The sequence below is a fragment of the Paenibacillus sp. 37 genome (assembly GCF_008386395.1).
In the GTDB taxonomy this organism is placed as follows: Bacteria; Bacillota; Bacilli; order Paenibacillales; family Paenibacillaceae; genus Paenibacillus; species Paenibacillus amylolyticus_B.
The window spans coordinates 4,930,875-4,950,010 of the sequence record NZ_CP043761.1 but is presented as its reverse complement, the minus strand read 5'-3'; the positions used below and the strand labels follow the sequence as shown (position 1 = coordinate 4,950,010).

Annotated in this window: 17 protein-coding genes, 1 other RNA gene and 1 pseudogene; 16 read left to right on the top strand and 3 right to left on the bottom strand. The window is 46.2% G+C overall.

Annotation, left to right across the window (positions count from 1 at the left end):
- Nucleotides 1-60: 60 nt before the first annotated feature.
- The 3 genes from F0220_RS21315 (at nt 61) to rnpB (ending at nt 2,402) form a co-directional block, all read left to right on the top strand.
- Nucleotides 61-819, top strand: coding sequence for a tRNA (adenine(22)-N(1))-methyltransferase (locus F0220_RS21315; RefSeq protein WP_105599726.1), 759 nt, complete (start codon nt 61-63; stop codon nt 817-819).
- On the top strand, nt 795-1,910 hold the full coding sequence (locus F0220_RS21310; RefSeq protein ID WP_105599724.1) for a Nif3-like dinuclear metal center hexameric protein: 1,116 nt from the start codon (nt 795-797) through the stop codon (nt 1,908-1,910). Before F0220_RS21315 ends, F0220_RS21310 begins: the two co-directional genes overlap by 25 nt.
- Nucleotides 1,911-1,992: 82 nt before the next feature.
- An RNA gene (rnpB, locus tag F0220_RS21305) (RNase P RNA component class A) lies at nt 1,993-2,402 on the top strand.
- A 252-nt stretch (nt 2,403-2,654) separates the two neighbouring features.
- Here the strand turns inward: rnpB and F0220_RS21300 are convergent.
- Nucleotides 2,655-3,884, bottom strand: coding sequence for an aminotransferase-like domain-containing protein (locus tag F0220_RS21300; protein ID WP_091014010.1), 1,230 nt, complete (start codon nt 3,882-3,884; stop codon nt 2,655-2,657).
- Nucleotides 3,885-3,991: 107 nt separating this feature from the next.
- Here F0220_RS21300 and F0220_RS21295 point away from each other — a divergent pair, with 107 nt between their 5' ends.
- Both F0220_RS21295 and F0220_RS21290 read left to right on the top strand, forming a co-directional pair.
- Nucleotides 3,992-5,512 carry a MocR-like pyridoxine biosynthesis transcription factor PdxR gene (locus F0220_RS21295; RefSeq protein ID WP_091014013.1) on the top strand — a complete coding sequence of 507 codons (1,521 nt, stop codon included), beginning with the start codon at nt 3,992-3,994 and terminating at the stop codon, nt 5,510-5,512.
- An 86-nt stretch (nt 5,513-5,598) separates the two neighbouring features.
- Complete coding sequence (locus F0220_RS21290) at nt 5,599-5,856, top strand: hypothetical protein (RefSeq protein ID WP_076211601.1); 258 nt, start codon at nt 5,599-5,601, stop codon at nt 5,854-5,856.
- Nucleotides 5,857-5,957: 101 nt separating this feature from the next.
- Here the strand turns inward: F0220_RS21290 and F0220_RS21285 are convergent, their stop codons facing one another.
- Nucleotides 5,958-7,832, bottom strand: coding sequence for a S8 family peptidase (locus tag F0220_RS21285; RefSeq protein WP_105599723.1), 1,875 nt, complete (start codon nt 7,830-7,832; stop codon nt 5,958-5,960).
- Between the two features lie 283 nt (nt 7,833-8,115).
- Here F0220_RS21285 and F0220_RS21280 point away from each other — a divergent pair, with 283 nt between their 5' ends.
- The 6 genes from F0220_RS21280 to thiI all read left to right on the top strand — a co-directional run bounded on the left by F0220_RS21280 (nt 8,116) and on the right by thiI (nt 12,966).
- Complete coding sequence (locus F0220_RS21280) at nt 8,116-8,622, top strand: YpuI family protein (protein ID WP_091014020.1); 507 nt, start codon at nt 8,116-8,118, stop codon at nt 8,620-8,622.
- Between the two features lie 164 nt (nt 8,623-8,786).
- Nucleotides 8,787-9,005 carry a DUF1540 domain-containing protein gene (locus F0220_RS21275; protein ID WP_074095869.1) on the top strand — a complete coding sequence of 73 codons (219 nt, stop codon included), beginning with the start codon at nt 8,787-8,789 and terminating at the stop codon, nt 9,003-9,005.
- A gap of 35 nt (nt 9,006-9,040) precedes the next feature.
- The gene (locus F0220_RS21270; RefSeq protein ID WP_181155479.1) at nt 9,041-9,454 is read left to right on the top strand and encodes a hypothetical protein; all 414 of its coding nucleotides are present in this window, start codon (nt 9,041-9,043) and stop codon (nt 9,452-9,454) included.
- A 190-nt stretch (nt 9,455-9,644) separates the two neighbouring features.
- The gene (locus F0220_RS21265; RefSeq protein WP_105599721.1) at nt 9,645-10,397 is read left to right on the top strand and encodes a lytic transglycosylase domain-containing protein; all 753 of its coding nucleotides are present in this window, start codon (nt 9,645-9,647) and stop codon (nt 10,395-10,397) included.
- Nucleotides 10,398-10,570: 173 nt separating this feature from the next.
- Nucleotides 10,571-11,719 carry a cysteine desulfurase family protein gene (locus F0220_RS21260; RefSeq protein ID WP_105599720.1) on the top strand — a complete coding sequence of 383 codons (1,149 nt, stop codon included), beginning with the start codon at nt 10,571-10,573 and terminating at the stop codon, nt 11,717-11,719.
- Between the two features lie 5 nt (nt 11,720-11,724).
- Nucleotides 11,725-12,966, top strand: coding sequence for a tRNA uracil 4-sulfurtransferase ThiI (gene thiI / locus F0220_RS21255; protein WP_105600016.1), 1,242 nt, complete (start codon nt 11,725-11,727; stop codon nt 12,964-12,966).
- A gap of 124 nt (nt 12,967-13,090) precedes the next feature.
- On the opposite strand, the pseudogene F0220_RS21250 reads toward thiI, so the two are convergent.
- Nucleotides 13,091-13,800: pseudogene (locus F0220_RS21250) on the bottom strand (TerC family protein).
- Nucleotides 13,801-13,887: 87 nt separating this feature from the next.
- Here F0220_RS21250 and F0220_RS21245 point away from each other — a divergent pair.
- From F0220_RS21245 to F0220_RS21225, 5 genes are all read left to right on the top strand, one after another.
- Entirely contained in the window at nt 13,888-14,547 is a 660-nt protein-coding gene (locus F0220_RS21245) for a TerC family protein (protein ID WP_149846757.1), read from the top strand.
- A 291-nt stretch (nt 14,548-14,838) separates the two neighbouring features.
- Nucleotides 14,839-15,333 (top strand): hypothetical protein, encoded by a 495-nt coding sequence (locus F0220_RS21240; protein WP_091014032.1) that lies wholly within the window; start codon nt 14,839-14,841, stop codon nt 15,331-15,333.
- A gap of 177 nt (nt 15,334-15,510) precedes the next feature.
- On the top strand, nt 15,511-17,355 hold the full coding sequence (typA, locus tag F0220_RS21235) for a translational GTPase TypA (RefSeq protein WP_036614992.1): 1,845 nt from the start codon (nt 15,511-15,513) through the stop codon (nt 17,353-17,355).
- Between the two features lie 299 nt (nt 17,356-17,654).
- Nucleotides 17,655-17,951 carry a YlaH-like family protein gene (locus tag F0220_RS21230; RefSeq protein ID WP_079349632.1) on the top strand — a complete coding sequence of 99 codons (297 nt, stop codon included), beginning with the start codon at nt 17,655-17,657 and terminating at the stop codon, nt 17,949-17,951.
- Between the two features lie 90 nt (nt 17,952-18,041).
- Complete coding sequence (locus F0220_RS21225; RefSeq protein WP_105599718.1) at nt 18,042-19,103, top strand: LCP family protein; 1,062 nt, start codon at nt 18,042-18,044, stop codon at nt 19,101-19,103.
- Nucleotides 19,104-19,136: the final 33 nt, after the last annotated feature.

The window sequence follows — 19,136 nt, the reverse complement described above, 5'->3', positions numbered from 1 at the left end:
TTTATCGCTTTTCCTTGTTCAATGCAAATCAATAAATTAAATGAATGGTGTAGGTGCTTCATGAAACTTTCGAATCGATTACAGCAAATACATGATCAAATTCCCGATGGCAGCCGCATGGCTGATATCGGTTCAGACCACGCGTTGCTGCCAGTAGCCGCAATCCGCAGTGGGAAAGCTGCAAGTGCAGTAGCCGGTGAAGTCAATCCTGGCCCTTATGATGCTGCATGCAAACAAGTCAGCGATGCTGGCTTGAAAGAAAAAATCACGGTGCGTCGTGGAGACGGTCTTGATGTGATCTCTGCGGGTGAAGTGGATGTCATCACCATCGCAGGCATGGGCGGCGCCTTGATTGCCTCTATTTTGGACCGAGGTATATCCAAACTGGAAGGAGTCCAGTTACTTATTTTGCAACCAAATGTGGGTGAGGATATCCTCAGACGCTGGTTACTGGAGCATCACTGGGTGGTTGTAGCAGAACAGTTGCTCGAAGAAGATGGCAAGATTTATGAGATTATAACGGCGATGCCACAATCTGTAAGCCCGATTGCCAATGTAGAGGTGTATCGTGCACGTCCGCTTCAAGGCGGGACAGAATTGACGGAAGATTTGCTGCTGCGGATGGGACCTTATTTGGTTGATCGACCGACGGATGTATTTTTTTCCAAATGGGAAAATGAGATCGTCAAACTGCAGGGGGTTGTTAACTCCATCTCCAAATCCGATCAGGATTCTTCCCGGGACAAGGCGGCTGAGGTAGAGCGTCTTATCGCAAACTTGAAGGAGGTTTTGGCATGTTTGCCAAAGGTCAAACTGTAATTCAACTGATGGAGCAACTCGCTCCCAAACATCTGGCTGTACCGGATGACCGCATTGGTCTCCAGCTCGGCAGTTTGCAAAAAGAAATCAGTCACGTGTTAGTAGCTTTGGATGTGACGGATGAAGTGGTGGACGAAGCGATTCGCGTCGGAGCCAACCTGATTATTGCTCATCACGCGATCATTTTCCGTCCGGTTAAGTCACTGAGTACAGATACACCTATGGGTAAATTGTATGAAAAGCTGATTAAGCATGATATTGCTGTCTATATCAGTCATACAAACCTGGATGTGGCCGAGGGTGGTATGAATGACTGGATGGCCGAGGCACTTGGCATCGAGAGTAAAGAATCACTGGAAGATGTACACACAGATCATCTGTACAAGCTGGCTGTCTTTGTGCCTCGTACCCATCATGAGCAGGTTCTTCAGGCCATTCTGGAAGCCGGAGCGGGGAGTATCGGTCAATACAACAAGTGCAGCTTTAACACGGAAGGTACAGGAACATTTGTACCTGGTGAAGGGACTCAACCGTTTATCGGTACCCAAGGGCAGATGGAACGTGTGGAAGAAATGCGTATTGAGACCATCGTACCCCAAAGTCTGAGAAGTAAGGTCGTTCAGGCGATGCTTAAGGCTCATCCGTATGAGGAAGTGGCCTATGACCTCTATGCCATGGATTTAAAAGGCCGTACGCTCGGCCTGGGACGCTTGGGACCCCTTAGGGAGCCTAAGACATTAGGTGAGCTAGTGGAGGTCGTGAAGACCCAATTCAATGTGCCTCATGTCCGTGTAGTAGGAGATCTGAACAAGCAGATCAAAAAAGCAGCGGTTCTTGGCGGATCTGGCAGCCGTTATGCGCTCACTGCCCGCTTCAAAGGTGCGGATGTTATTGTGACCGGAGATATTGATTATCACACGGCTCATGATGCGTTAATGGCAGGTATGTGTATCATCGACCCGGGACATAATTCCGAGAAGATTATGAAACCAAAAACGGCCGATTGGCTTCGTTCCCGTTTGGAAGAAAAACGATATGATACGCAAGTTACAGCTTCAGAGGTCAATACGGAGGTATTCCGGTTTATCTAAAAAGACAGTTGCTGTGTGATTCCCAGTAATATTAAGCTTGTCTGGGAACTCAAATGCCTGTATACTATGTAATGTTGTTCGGAAAGCTTGACAGACAATCGCTGGTGGCCTTTGTTGCCACGAGAGGAAAGTCCGGGCTCCACAGGGCAGGATGCTGGATAACGTCCAGTCAGCGCGAGTTGAAGGATAGTGCCACAGAAATGGACCGCCGATGGCCGGATTTTCCGGCACAGGCAAGGATGGAACCGAGGTGTAAGAGACCCCGAGGAACGCTGGTGACTTCGTTCCTGGTAAACCCCATCTGGAGCAAGACCTAATGGGACACAGTCCCCTCTTCGGAGGAGGCAGCCTTAGCCCGAGGTGTGTCTAGGTTGGTCGCTTGAGCTGTGCAGCAATGTATGGCCTAGATAGATGATTGTCGCTTCTGGTGGGAGGGTAGTTCCCGTATGAACCACGAAGAGCACAGAACCCGGCTTACGGTAAGCTTTCCTAACTGCAACAACAACACAACACAATGTAGTCCATCTATCAGTCGAGGACAACTCGTATGAATCATCCGATGACCTGACTGATCAGAAAGGACCCATGAACATCTAAAAAAACATAACTCCTGTTGATAGCAGGTTCTATAAAAATAAGGCGGCAGTTCCGAGATTCTCGGGCCTGCCGCCTTATTTTTGTTTCTCATATCAAGTTATTAACCTTCATACGCTAATGGAATAGTCAAACGTTTATGACAGTTCATTACAGTGTAACAACACTGTCCGATGTTAAGGAAGCATGCCATCGTTGGATGGCGCGATCCATTCTTTCCACGGCTTCCGGAAGGAGCTCAGGGTCCGTATGAGTAAAGTTGATCCGCATGCGGTTTAACTCCGGTGTACCTGCATAGAAAGAATCACCTGGCACAATGCACACTTTCTCCTGGATACCGTAAGTGAACAGATTGCTTGCAAGCATGCCTTCAGGCAATTGCAGCCACAAGAACATGCCACCTTGTGGTGAATTCCACGAGATACCTTCCCATGCTTTGGCTGCCATAAGAGTAGTCAGTGTTCTCATGCGTTTTTCGTAATCCTCTGAAATATGGCGGATATGTGCATCCAGATCGAAAGATTCGAGTAGTGCATGAAGCGCTCTTTGGTCAATGCTGCTGGAGTGCAAGTCGGCACCTTGTTTGGCTCGTGCTGCCATTTTGACAATATCGGGAGCGGCCAGAATCCATCCCGTACGAAGGCCAGGTGCTACCGTTTTAGAGAATGTACTGGTGTAGATAACATTGGAAGAGCCGTCATAGGATACTGCATCCAGTTCTGCGAGAGCAGGGACATCCAATTGCTCCGGATTAAACCGAATTTCACCATAGGGATCATCTTCCAGAATAAGTACGCCGTACTTGCGGCACAGATCCACAGCCTGCTGTCTTCTTTCTCGTGACCATACTTTTCCCGTAGGATTGGAGAACGTGGGATTAATATAGACAAGTTTTGGACGATGCAACTGGAGCTGTTCCTCCAGAGATTCAGGCAACATGCCGTGATCATCACAAGCTACGCCGTGAGATTCAGCCTGATAGGAATGAATGACTTGCAGAGCAGCGAGGTAGGTTGGTGATTCAACCAATACGCGGTCACCCGGGTCGAGAAGGATGCGGCAAACCAAGTCAATGGATTGCTGTGAACCCGTAGTGAGAAGCATGTGATCGGGTGAAGCGGGAATGCCCTTGGATTCAAGACGTTCAGCGATTTTGGCGCGAAGAGGACGGTAACCCTCAGTCTCCGCATATTGAAGAGCGGCTGCTCCGCTCATAAATACTTTTTCATATGCAACGCGGATGGCTTCCAGCGGGAATGAAGTCTGGGCTGGTAATCCACCGGCTAGTGAGATCATTCCAGGTGCCTGAGCGGCCTGGAGCATGTCGCGAACGACAGAGGACGGGGTGTTTTGTGCCATTTTGGACCAAGGGATACTCATGTTATTCTCATCTCCTGTTATTCACTGTTATACTGATATTATAAACTATAATAGACGGACTACACTATAACAGTAAAATGAAGATCATAACAGTTGGGGGAGCACATATGCATATTGAATTAAAGCGGGGAAGCAGTACCAAATTGTACGTGCAGATTGCGCTAACGATTGCCGATCGCATCCGATCAGGACTCATTGAACCCGGAACCCGACTTCCATCTGTTCGTAAAATGACCGCGGATTTGGGTGTCAGCCTGGTCACTGTATCCAAAGCGTATGCTGAACTTGAAGCGATTCAATTGATCACCTGCTCCCAGGGGAAAGGTTGTTATGTGAGAGGTACATTGAACGTGGATCAGATGGAGGATGTGGACCGAACGCAGCGAAACAATGCCAACAGTGAATCCGGTACGTCATGGAATTGGCAGATGGCACTGGTGGATTATTTACCGCGAGCGCAGCTCTGGAGACATTTTGATACGTCACCTCAAGTGCGGTATGAACTTCATATGTCAGCGATTCAGCCTGAACTGTTGCCTACACGAGAGATTATCGACAGCGCCTACCGACTCTCCTCTGATCATACAGAGCGTATGGCAGCTTACGGATCTTTTCAGGGGGATCGTGAGCTTAGACAGATCTTGGCCGAACATTTTGCCGAGCGTGGACTACAGGCTGCACCTGAACGCATGTTAATTACAAGTGGTGCTCAGCAGGGGATCGATCTTGTGGCACGGACTTTTGTCGGACCTGGGGATGTTGTATACATGGAGGCACCAAGCTATACCGGAGCTATTGATGTATTTACGAGTAGAGGCGCGAAGATCATTACGGTCCCGATGGATGACGAAGGCATGCGTATTGATCTGTTGACCCGGTTATGTGATACCTATCCGCCCAAGCTGATCTATACGATCCCGACCTATCACAATCCAACAGGTATCACGATGAGTGCAAGAAGGCGAGCACAGCTTTTGAATCTCGCGCAAAGCTACCACTGCCTCATTCTGGAGGATGATCCGTTTGCAGATCTTTATTTTCGGGACCCTCCTCCGGCATCCATTAAATCGATGGATGGGACAGGTCATGTCGTATATATCAAAAGCTTCAGCAAGGTGCTGTCTCCTGGTTGCCGTATAGCCTGCGCCATTGCAGACGGAAGTGTATTGACCCGGCTTGTGGCTGCGAAATCTACGGCGGATTTGGGGAGTCCGCTGCTTACACAAAAGGCATTGCAATCTTTTATTCAGAATCAGTACGGTGTCTATGTATCCCGATTGAGGGATGAATTGTATTCTCGCTTGTGCGCAGCATCTGAAGTGCTGGAAGAGCATGCTACTATGGGCATGCAATGGCGATTGCCAGAGGGAGGACTCAATCTGTGGCTCCAACTTCCGAGTAACTTGGATATGCGTGAGTTGCATCATCAGTCACTTGCTGCAGGGGTCTCTTTCCTCCCGGGTTCCGCCTGTTATGTAGGAGAGATGGATACACCAAGTCTGCGTATTTGCTTCACCGTAACAAATGTTGAGCTTTTGTGTGAAGGACTTCGTGTACTGTGCCAAGTCATTGACAGAGTTACACCTGGGCAGGGTGGGACAGTGGCGGACAGGCTACCGCTCATATAATTTTTCGGACTATGGACATACATCCAATCCACTTTCGATCTGTTGCAATAGGTTATAGTATCACCAGAAAGGGAGTTGGTTTTGAAATGAACCATTACTGTCCACCGCTTTGCCCGATTGTATGTGACCCGATCCAGGTTGTTGAGGATTATTACATCCCACAAATCGTGCCTGTCATCCACCCGATTGAAGTGATCAAAAAACATCACTGTGTTCCGATTCATCACCACATGTATCCTGTTGTTGTCAAAGAAGAAGACCCTTGTTATGTATCCAGCCATAATCCGAAGAAAAAATCCGTGAAAAAATCAAGTAAAGCCCGCACATCTTCTCGCAAGCGCTAATTGCAGCGGGTGCCCCGGGGAATTGGATATAAACCAAAAGAGCAGCGTACGCCCCGGGGCGCAGCTGCTTTTGTATTTTTTACAGATTATCTTCATTACGCTTACTGCGTATACTTTTTCATCGTATTATCCATTTGTTGTCTGACATGTTGCGGCCAGAATTGCAAAGGAGCGCTGTTGCCTGATGCGGCTTGCAGTGCCTTATAGACATCGATTTGGCCATAGCCGAAATACTTGTCGTGACCCGGATCACCGAGGTCAATAACACTTTGGCGCATCAAATCCATCACTTCCGTGTTAGTCAAGTCGGGGTTCAACGAACGAATCAAACCTGCAAGTGCGGCTACATGAGGGCTGGCCATGGACGTTCCAGACAAGGCCGCATACTGATTGTTTGGGTAGGTACTGGCGATACTGGACCCCGGAGCCATCACATCCACATAGTCCCCGTAGTTGGAATAGGAAGCTTTGCTCATATCCGGGTCCGTAGCAGATACGGCAAATACTTCCGGATAAGCAGCAGGGTATCCTGGACGCTCTGTATTATCGTTCCCCGTGGCTGCAATCAGAACGATATCCCGGTCAAAAGCGTATTTAATGGCATCATGAAGAAATTGCGCATCAGCATAATTGCCCAGACTCATGTTGATAACTTTGGCTCCATGATCGGCTGCCCAGATGATGCCTTCAGCAACGGCATACGTGGTACCAGAACCTGAGTTGTCGAGTACTTTAACCGGTAGTACCTTGTTATACCAGCTCATGCCTGCCACGCCTTCGTTATTGTTGACAATAGCGCCGATAATGCCTGCGACATGTGTGCCATGTCCCACATCATCCATCGGTTTGCTTCCCGGCTCGACCACATTATAACCCTCAAGGAGCTTGCCCTTCAGGTCAGGATGATTCATATCAACCCCCGTATCAACTACTGCTACGATGACATCTTTGTTTCCCTTGGTAATATTCCAACCTCTGTTTGTCTCAATCGCAGGCAGGTTCCACTGATAATCGGAGAACAAAATGTCATTGGGTATCGTTACATCGGTTTGTTCAGTTACAGTATCATTGGTTAAATACATATAGTGGGGCTCCATATAAAGTGGATTCCACTTGCTTTCGAAATAACTATGCAATTGTTTGTAACTCATGTGTTCTGACCGAAAAACATACGTGTATCCCAGCTTGCGCGCAGATTGCGCTCTCAGATCGGATTTAATGATACGCATATCCCGTTCACCGGGATCTTGGCGAAAACGGATGACGATTTCATTTTCGTAAAAATGACTGGCATTTGCATTATCATGTCCGGTCTTCACTGTAATTTCGTTAAGCGTATCAGGGTGAACAGACTCAATTTTGAATTTACCCTCACGCGGATAAGGGATCATGCGCAGATTTTTGCGCTGATGTTGTTCAACAGCATTTAATACGTTCTGGCTGAACAAGGCAATTACAGCTCTTTTGCCATCTTTAGAGGGTTGTCCCATCACAAAATATTTTTCTTTTCCCAAAGGAAAAGAAGAGGACTCAAAACTTTGACGTTTTTTTACCGCTTTTTTGGCAAGGTTGAGCGAATGTTGAAGCTTCTGTTGTTCCAACTTGCTTCCTTGTGAGGTGGCTTGATCAAAGGGCTTGTCAAAAGAGCCATTGGTATTCATGAGATGAATGGATCTGATATGTTCATGTGAACTTTGGAGATCATTCACATATCGGCTAACCTGCGCAGCATTCATTGTGGCGGTTTTCTCCAGCATGATACTTAGATGTTGCTTGGCGTCCATGCGGGTCAAGAGATCTGTTGCTTTGACATCCTGTACTTTCAGACGTTGCTTACTTGTATGCTCTTCATGAGCAGAGTCGGACAGCGCACTAGGCTTAGGTTCTTGACGATTGGATGTTGGGAGCAAAAGCGTCAGGGCGAGTGCTCCCGCACCAGCTGCAAGGGCCCAGTTAATCCATTTCGGTCTGGACATGATGGATGGAACCTCCTTCGTTCATTTTGAACAATCGTTAACCGTGCTTCATCGTTGTCACTGGTTATATCTATCGTTAGAAAAAGCGGAACGTTTTATGCAAACGAGTTCGAGTCTGACTGCGTATAATAGGCATGTTCAATGGCAGAAACGGAAAGCATGATTAAGGTATACCGCTCGTCAACTTTTTATGGTAGGATTATAGCTGAGAATTGAAAGGTCAGGGGAAAACCACCGTTGGCCGACCTATATGTAAGGACTTATTTAAGGGGGAGCTACCTTTATGTCAGCAGCCAATGTACAGAAAACATGTGAGTCAACTAGGGAAAAGTTAAAACCGGCTATCGATCGGATTGAAAAATTTTTGAATGAGAATGCTTTGCCTGAACTGGATCAGAATCAGACGGAAGAATCAACAGTCTTCTACAAAGGATTTCTTTCAGATCTCCGTCATTTACTCGTTTTTTCTGAAGTTTCTTACGAAAAACTTGGCGTTGTGCTGCGTCGTGCCAACTTTGATGTCGATTTTGCCGAAAAGGCTCTTTATAATACGTATCACCAATGCGTAAACAGCTTTTTCTATCCCAAAAATGAATGTTATTCCGAAGACGGAAGATACGCTTACACAGGACAAGATGCCATTCGTTTCCGTGATAAGCCAATCCGTGCAGTACGGGATGTTATTCTGGAGGTTTCCAAAACGTACGAAGAATTGCGCGATGATCTGGCATATTATGAAAGTGATTACCTGACTCAGCGCCGTATGCAAAATCAACGGAATCACGCCTAATTAACGTTTAAACCTGAATATGAAATTGGACGAAACCGCCCTTGTGGCGGTTTTTTTGTGTTTTTAGTGAGAATCAGACGAGGTGTAATCATGTCATCATCTGGCATTTTGACGGGGAATATCAGGTTTGTGGCGAGGAGACAATAGTAGTCGAGGTGATAAAAATGAGCCAAGACAAGCCAATTGTCAAATGCAGCGTCTCCAACTGCAACTTTTGGGGAGAGAACAACTTCTGCCACGCTGATGCCATCATGATTGACATTGACCAACATGCCACCCGTCGTCTGCATGAGGAATTTGCCGGTGAGACATTTGACTCCGATCACCATGATCACGCACGCACATCCTCTGCAACATGCTGTCACACGTTTAAACCCAAGTGAGCAGTCATCCCTATTCTTAACGGAGGTGCTTCCCAATGAAAAATGACGATAATAAGTTTAATTTTCAAGATCGCCCTGAAACCAAGGTTGACGGTGAAAAACAGCGTATGCGTGTCGATTATCCAAGAAAAGTACATCGCGAAGAATACGGGGCAGAGGTCGCTCCTCCGACTGTCGTAAGAACTGGAGGTACCGAACGGGCAGAGCCTGTACCTGAGAAGCATGAGGCAGACCGTGTCATGGAATCAACAGGTAAGGTTGCGGGTTACATGGGACTTGCCTTCGGGATCGCGTCTTTGTTCATGTGGTCAATCGTACTTGGACCGGCCGCAGCCGTACTGGGTTACTATGCCTATGTGAATGGTCGTAAGACAGCAGGAGCCTGGTCCATTGGACTGGGTGTTGTAGCTACGCTGAGTTATTTTTTCATGATTCCATTCGCTCGCTAACGTGTAAAATGATTCATTCAAAAGCCTTCTGTTCTCACCCATTTGCGGTGAATTACAGAAGGATTTTTTCGTATATGCGCAGGTTATGTGGAGAGGTTCAACTATTTTTATGAAAACAATGGAACCTTGCTGTAAAACGATGTAGAATAAGGTCATAATACGCTTAATTATACGGGAGTGGGTATAACTCATGCAGATTGATCCAAACGGATCGCGGCAGTTGTTGGAACTGCAATTGTCCAATTTGAATAACCAAACCAGTGGATCACAATCGAATGCTGGTTCAACAGTGGATTTCGCCAATGTGATGGACGGGCTGTTAGGTACGGGTGCCAATACGACGAGCAATACAGATTCCACCGCGACGGTCTCCAAAAGATCCAGTGATGGTCTGTTGTGGCTGCAACTCGGAAGCACGTACAATCCAGATATAAATACGGCAGGATCGTCCTCTGTCTCCAATAACATCGTTGAGTCTTTATTATCTTCATCCAATACAGGAATCGTGAATTCCGGTGCATCTGTACCTACGGATTATGAATCTTTAATTGCCGAGGCAAGTGCGAAGTACGGTGTTCCTGAATCATTGATCAAGGCCGTCATTGACACAGAGTCCAATTTCAACCCAAATGTCGTGTCCTCCGCCGGTGCAAAGGGGCTTATGCAATTAATGGATGGCACGGCTGCAGGGCTGGGTGTGAGTAATTCATTTGACCCTGCCCAGAACATTGATGCGGGTACGAAGTATCTTTCCCTTCAGCTCCAGCGTTTCGGTGGAGAAGTGAAGATGGCACTTGCCGCGTATAATGCAGGACCGGGCCGTGTTTCACGTCTAGGCGTGTCGAGTGATAGCGAACTGATGAGTGTACTTAACCGTTTGCCTTCCGAAACTCAGAATTATATCTCCAAGGTGGAGAAGGCACAGTCGAAATATGTGATCTAAAACTCAAAGATAGACATTTGCGAAAACACATGATAGGCAGGATGAGATCAAATGTGGGAGCAGAAGCGCTTAAAACGCCTGTTCCCGGTTGGTCTTTTTGTGTTGTACGGGTATCGTGTTACAATGCTCACTGTAGGTTCATGAACGAAGAGATAAGGGAGGTCTAACCTCATTTGAAATATTTTGATTATGCTGCAACCACACCTCCCCATCCGGATGTAATTCGTACGATGGCCGAAATTATGGAGACACAATTCGGTAATCCATCCTCCATCCATGGCTATGGAGAGCGTGCCGATCAGTTGCTGCGTCGTGCTCGATCCGGCTGTGCTGCTGCAATCGGCGTTAAGCCTGAAGAGATTGTATTTACTTCTGGTGCGACCGAGAGTAATAATCTCGCGATAAAAGGTGCGGCATTACGTTATCAGTCACGAGGCAGACACATCATCACTACGGCTACCGAGCATGCCTCGGTGTACGAAAGTTTTATGCAATTGCAGCAGTGGGGATGGGAAGTGACATTAGTTCCTGTGAATTCCGATGGAGTAGTGAACGCTCAGAAGGTTGTAGACGCGATCAGGCCCGACACGGTGCTTGTGAGTCTGATGCATGTAAACAATGAAACAGGAGCCATCCATCCGATTGCAGAGATCGGCAAACAGCTCAAAAAGAAAGCACCACGCGTGCTTTTCCATGTAGATGGTGTTCAGGGTTTTGGGAAAATGGAGGCGACACCTGCTGCTTGGGGTGCAGATCTGTACAGTTTGTCTGCTCACAAGATTCGTGGACCGAAGGGAGCAGGTCTCCTGTATGTGCGAAGTGGAGTGGAGCTTACGCCACTATTGTCAGGAGGATCACAGGAACAAGGCCTAAGAGCAGGCACAGAAAACGTGGCCTTGCTGGTAGGCATGGCCAAGGCCATGCGAATGGCAGCAGAAGATCAGGTTGATTTTGCCCGGCGTACAACGGTGCTCCGTGATCGATTGATGGAAACGATACGTGTTATTCCTGAATTTGAATTGAACAGTCGCACAGAGGGTGCACCTCATATTGTGCACTTCTCCTATCCCGGGATGAAGGCAGAAGTGGCGCTGCACACCTTGGAGCAACTTGGCGTAACCATATCGACCCAATCTGCCTGTTCTTCGCGTTCGGCTGAACCGAGTCGGGCTCTACTTGCGATGGGCAGAGATGCAGCTTGTGCTGGTGGCGGATTGCGTATTAGTCTTGGAGATGAACATACAGAAGAAGATGTAGCCTTGCTTGAACAGGCTTTACATCAGATGGTGGCGCAGTTGCGGCCCCTCGAAAGGCGGATGTAATGGATATGAACTATGATATGCTGCTTCTCCGTTTCGGAGAGTTTATGTTAAAAGGGAAAAATCGTGCCCGATTTGAAAAAACGATCATTACACAGGTGAAAGCTTTGCTTAAACCTTATCCAGGAGCGAGCCTTCGCAAAGAATATGGCCGTGTTTATGTGGATCTTGGCGGTGAATCACATACTGAACTGATTAAGGTGCTGAAGCGGGTATTTGGTGTGATGTCGATTAGTCCGGTTAAAGTTACTCCATCCGAGCTAGATGAGATTGTGAAAACTGCAGTTGCGTTTATGGACGAAAGGGAAGACGACTTCAAAGAAGGCACCACATTTAAGGTAAATGTAAGGCGGGTATGGAAGGAATTCCCGAACTCTTCCCATGAAATGAACCATTTGGTCGGTTCCCCGATCCTTCGGAAGTTTCAGCAATTAAGTGTTGATGTTCGTCAACCTGATATTGAACTGCGAGTGGAGATTCGGGATCAGGGTACCTATATTTTCAACGAAACCATTCCGGCAGTAGGTGGCTTTCCACTGGGTACGAATGGCAAAGCAATGGTACTGTTATCAGGTGGAATAGACAGCCCGGTGGCAGCCTGGTCTTCCATGCGCCGTGGACTTGAAGTGGAATGTGTACATTTTTACAGTTACCCGTTCACAAGCGAGCGCGCCAAAGAGAAAGTCATTGATTTGGCACGTGCCCTTGCTGATCATGCGGGAACAATCAAGCTGCATCTGGTTCCATTTACGGAGATCCAAACGGCATTTACCCAGCTAGGTCAGGATAATCTGATTATTACGCTGATGCGACGTTCAATGCTGCGAATTGCATCCAAACTTGCCGAGCGTGAGCGGGCACTCGCACTAATCACCGGGGATAGCTTGGGCCAAGTAGCGAGTCAGACTCTTCCGAGTATGAATGTCATTGGTCGTGCGACAGATCTGCCATTGTTGCGACCACTGGTTATGATGGATAAACAGGAGATCATTACCCTGTCCAAACAGATCGGAACGTATGACATATCTATTTTGCCATATGAGGATTGCTGTACTCTCTTTGTGCCAAAGTCACCTTCAACCAATCCGAATCTTCGAATTGTGGATAAAATAGAATCAACAATGAGCCATCTGTCAGAATGGGTGGATCAGGCGGTGGAACAAACTGAAACGATCACACTGCATGCCGGTGAAACTTCTGTGGTAACGAATCAGACAGAAGACAATGGCATGAAGGATGATTGGTTCTAAACTAAATAAAAATTAGCATGGCTGACATAATAAGGGCTATGTTAACTGCAAAAAAAAGGACTGTTCGATGAAATATCGTTCAGTCCTTTGCTGTATTCAGATGAAATTTTTAGTTTAAATTAGCCTACGAATAGGAGCGCTGCTGTTCCCCGCCAGATCCCTTGTGGCTGGAACTGCTGGAGCGTTTGCGATAACCTGCAAAGACTACACCTGCAATAACCACAACGATAAATAGAATGCGCAATGCCGGATGTTCAGTGAAGTAAGGCAAGAGTCGCTGTTCCTCAGTGATCATATTGGAAGCCGTATACCCGAGAACGATGGCTCCGACATAGATAATCCAAGGAAAGTGATTAATTAGCTTGATAAACAGGGTACTGCCCAGACGATAATAGGTACACTAATCAGGAGTCCAAGGATGACAAGCACGAGATGCTGTTGCGCTGCTCCAGCAACTGCAATCACGTTATCGAGTCCCATGGCTGCATCCGCGATCACAATGGTACGAATAGCGGTCCACAAGGAAGTTCCTGCTTGGACATCATTGTGTTCATCTCCCTGATCCGCCAATAATTTATAGGCAATCCAGATCAGAAGTATGCCTCCCACAAGCAAGAGCCACGGAACTTTAAGCAACCATAAAACAACAACTGTTGCTAAAATTCGAATTAAAAGTGCGCCGCCAGTTCCATATAGAATCGCCTTTTTCTGCACGGAAGGGTGCAAATTTCGAGCTGCGAGACCAATGACGATGGCATTATCCCCAGCCAGAATTAGATCAATAAAGACAACGTTCAGCAAAGCCAGCCAGAATGTGGGACTAAATAGCTCCATGATATATGTCACTCCTTATATACGGTTCAATCATTAAGAATAGCATGGACAACTCTGACATACAAGTTAATGTGGGGGGATGAGGACATGGATACACTATGGCTGTTAACTGAAATTTTAATGATCAATCTGGTATTAAGTGGAGATAATGCGGTTGTTATTGCGCTTGCCAGCAAGGATCTGCCACCAATACAACGCAAAAAAGCGGTATGGTGGGGAGCTTTTGGTGCCGTACTGCTGCGTTGTGTGTTAACCTTTGTAGCGGTATTATTGCTGGGAATTCCCTTTATCCAAGCGGCAGGTGGTCTGTTGCTACTCTGGATTGCAGTAAAGCTGCTGCTTCAAAATGATGATGAGGTACATATTCGAGAAGCTTCTACGACTTGGAAAGCTATTCAAACCATTCTGATCGCGGATTTTGTAATGAGTCTGGATAATGTTTTGGCCATAGCGGCTTTGGCAGATGGAGATTTGGCTTTGATCGTCATCGGGATTGCAATCAGTATCCCCATTGTTGTATGGGGGAGCGGGTTAATTGTTGGTTTGTTGAAGCGATTTCCGATTCTTGTATTCGTTGGATCAGGCATTCTGGCTTTCACAGCAGGTGAGATGGTGATGAAAGACCCCGAGTTAGGAGAATGGCTGGGAGGTATGGCATCAGAGGTGCATACGCTGTTACCCGTAGCCATGGCTTGTCTTGTGGTTGCGATTGGAGGCGCACATAAATTTGTGCGGAAGAACGCATAGTTTAATTTTGGATAAAAGCTTGAACATATGACCGTCTGAACCGTCCGGTTTAGGCGGTTTTGTGGTGAGAGGATACGCTTGTCAATGCAACAATCATTGGGCTGGTCATAAGTTGCACATTTTAGGGTAATACAGATAAAGGACGCACGCAAAGTGCGACATAGAGTATAGTTTTTTGCCGAAACATCGGATACACTAGAAGCATGATTACAGGTTTGAAAAACAACAGTCAGCATGGAATGCGTATCGTTTATGAAGAAATAAAGTACATAGCCATAGTATAAGAGGTGATTGAGGATGAGAAATGAAAAAGCGATTGGACTATTTATTGTAGCTGCGGGAATTATTATTCTGCTTGGCAAGTTTGGCGTGTTTGGATTTATTGGTCGTAATTTCTGGCCTTTGCTGATCCTGCTGCCAGGCATCGCCCTTCATGCGTTATATTATGCGCGTATTTCACCATCGTGGTCACTCGTTCCTGCCGGCATACTAACGGTGTATGGTGTTTTATTCAGTATAACGAATACATGGGGCGCTGGACTTATGAGCAGGCTGTGGCCGGCATTCTTGCTTGGGATCGCCATAGGGTTACTCGAATATGGAATGGCTGAACGACGAAGACCGGAATATGTGTTACCTGCAGCTTTGATCTTTGGTGCGGTGTCCATCATATTATTCGGATTTACCCTACTGCAAACGGGAATAATCTATGTACTTGCTGTCCTTTTGATCTTGGGTGGAGTCTGGTTATTACTTGGACGAGGACGTCAAGGGAGAGGCTGGTAACATTCCCAGTGGTCTTTTCGTGCGAAATATCTTGATTTTTACCTATAATAAACTATAATATAAGGGATATAGACATGCGTCGGGATATCACCGACGCTTATTTTGTGAGTAACCTGCGAAATTGCGGGAAGTTTAAGTAGATATGATTTGAAATTGGAAAGGATATGGATACAAAACATGCATTCAAGAGAACACATTCGCAATATTGCGATTATTGCCCACGTCGACCACGGAAAAACAACACTCGTTGACAAGTTGCTCCAGCAATCCGGTACTTACCGAGATCACGAAACGGTACAGGAGCGCGTAATGGACTCCAACGATTTGGAGCGTGAACGCGGTATTACGATTTTGGCCAAAAACACGGCTATAACTTATAAAGATTACCTGATTAATATTGTGGATACACCAGGACACGCTGACTTCGGTGGTGAAGTGGAACGTATCATGAAAATGGTTGACGGTGTATTGCTCGTTGTTGATGCTTATGAAGGCTGTATGCCACAAACGAAGTTTGTACTTCGTAAAGCACTTGAGCATAACCTGACACCAATCGTTGTTGTAAACAAAATTGACCGTCCAGCGGCTCGTCCGACTGAGGTTATTGATGAAGTATTGGACCTGTTCATTGAACTGGGTGCCAACGATCAACAACTCGAATTCCCTGTTGTATATGCTTCCGCATTGAACGGAACATCCAGCATGGATAATGATCCTGCCAAACAAGATGACAACATGATGGCGATCTACAATACCATCGTTAGTCATATCCCACACCCTACCGAAAATGTTGAAGAACCACTTCAATTCCTCGTTACTTTGATGGACTACAATGAATACCTTGGCCGTATTGCCATTGGTCGTGTTAACCGCGGTGTGATCCGTCAAGGACAATCGGTAACGGTTATTATGCGTGATGGTAAGAGCAAAACTGCACGTATCGAGAAACTGTTTGGTTTCCAAGGTCTCAAACGTATTGAGACGGAAGAAGCAGGAGCAGGCGACATCGTTGCCATTGCAGGGATCAAGGACATCAACATTGGTGAAACCATTGCCGACCCTAACAACCCGGAAGCTTTGCCAGTTCTGAAAATTGATGAGCCAACACTACAAATGACGTTCCTCGTGAACAACAGTCCATTCGCAGGTCGTGAAGGTAAATGGGTAACTTCCCGTAAACTTCGTGAGCGTTTGTTAAAAGAATTGGAAACAGACGTTTCCCTTCGTGTTGACGAAACGGATAGCCCAGATGCATTTATCGTTTCTGGACGTGGTGAGCTTCACTTGGGTATCCTGATTGAAAATATGCGTCGTGAAGGATATGAGCTTCAAGTATCCAAACCAGAAGTTATCGTAAGAGAAGTTGACGGTAAGAAAATGGAACCTGTTGAGCGCTTGTTGATTGATATCCCTGAAGAGAGCATGGGTTCCGTAATGGAGAGCCTGGGCGCACGTAAAGCAGAGATGGTTAACATGGTTAACACAGGTAGTGGTCAAGTTCGTCTGGAGTTCCTGATTCCAGCACGTGGTTTGATCGGATATAGCACCAACTTCCTGACATTGACTCGTGGTTACGGTGTAATGAACCATGCATTTGACAGCTACGCTCCAGTAGTATCCGGTCAAGTGGGTGGACGTCACCAAGGCGTGTTGATCTCAACTGAAACGGGTACATCTACGTTCTATGGTATGATGGGCGTTGAGGATCGCGGTACGCTCTTCTTGGAGCCGGGTACTGAAATCTACGAAGGTATGATTGTTGGTGAACATACACGTGACAATGATATCGTTGTTAACATCTGCAAAGAAAAACAACTGACTAACGTTCGTTCTTCCGGTAAAGATGATACGGTTAAAATTAAAACTCCGATTATCTTCTCGTTGGAACAGGCGCTTGAATATCTGAATGAAGATGAATATTGTGAGATTACACCAAAATCTATTCGTCTTCGTAAGAAAATCTTGAACAAATCAGAGCGCGAACGTGCAGAGAAACAACGCAAAATGGCTTCTAAAGCTTAATAACAACAAAATAATTTATATAAGTTAGCATTTGATGAAACACAGAAGTTAACGATGTTATGCACAGTGGAAGTAGTGAAGGGATCGGAATCGATTCTGTAGAAGCGAAGCGTTCGCCTTTATCCCCGGATTTTACCATTGAGTAAATGGATCAAAAAAATCTGGGGATAACAGCGATCAAAAGAACGATCCGATACCGGAACGGTCACCTCCGATGTGTGTTTTACTCAGAGTTATCGAAAGGGTTTCACAATCGTTAACTTATATCCTAGCATGAACACGAAAGGAGCTGGCTGTGCATGCAAGCATGGTTCGCATCACACCCGATCGTAGCCTACATCGTCATCTTTGTATTGATTACTTACGTATATAACAAGGTGTTTCGGGTACGTCAGAAATTGCCACTTGGTAAGGAAATCGTTCTCTATATTTTGATGGCGATGGGCACATTCATGCTTCTTGTTTTTCAGATCGACAAGCTGCCCATCATTCAATGTTTGTTGGTCGCGGTTGGTTTGATGTTGTTAGTGAGAGTGCGTTATTTTATCGAAGGCCGTCAAAAGAAAAAAGCGGAAGCTGCCGCTCGAAACTCATAAATCCTGTCTTGTACAGACCATCCGTTTTCCTTAGGGAAAGCGGTTGTCTTTTATTTAGACAAAAACAGATGTGATAAAGGTGTTGAAGATATGAACTCAAATTCGAACGGACTGCCTCCACGGAGACAGGCACCAACGCAATCCGGTGCTTCTGGATCGAAGAATGGCAAGGGCAAGCAGCCTAAGAAGAAAAAGAGAATGAATGCTTTTGGCAGAATCCTTTTAAGTCTATTGGTTATTGCCATTGTGGTAGGCGGTGGATATACGTACTGGGTATACAATCAAGTCGTGGATACAGGCATCGATAAACCGGTACCTCCCGGGATGTCAGCCACAACCAAACCGATCACGATGCTGTTATTAGGCACAGATAACCGTCCTGAAACGGGCACATATCTCTCGGATGTCGTTATGGTGGCTTCGTTGAATCCGGAGACCAAGACGGCAACCATTGTATCTTTGCCGCGAGACACGCGTATTCAATTGGATGGGTACAAATCCAACAAGCTGAATTCTTATTATCCGAAATTCAAAGCACAGGAAAAAACCACTGGCAAAAATGCAGAGGATCAGATGAAAGAAATGATGGGCAAGTATTTGGATGTAGATATTAATTATACAACCGTCCTGAATTTCCAGGCATTCCGTGATGCTGTTAATGCCGTGGGTGGCGTGGATGTGACTGTGGATAAAAATATGTGTTATAGAGATACAGCCGATGGTACAGATATCAATCTGGTCGCAGGGGCACAACATCTCGATGGTAAAGCAGCACTAGATTTTGTTCGTTACCGCAAATCCAATTGTAATCCGAAGACTGATGAATCCAACGACTTTGATCGTAACAAACGTCAAAACCAAGTGCTGAACTCCATGCTGGATCAGATGAAATCTCTTGGGGGCATTACAAAGATCAGCAAAGTGATTGGTGCAGTTGACAAGAATATGACGACAGATGTGGAATCGGAACAAATGAAAAACTTTATCTCGACGTATTGGAACATTTCCACTTCGGATGTGCATTATACTCCGGTTACTGGAGAGTGGAGAAGTCCATATGTGTATATTAATGAAACGGAACTCGCCAATGCCAAGCAGGCTTTACAAGATACACTTTCAGGTAAAGTAACGGCTTCACCTTCAGGCGAATAACCTTCAATCTTTTAGGATTGGAAGCACGTTAAT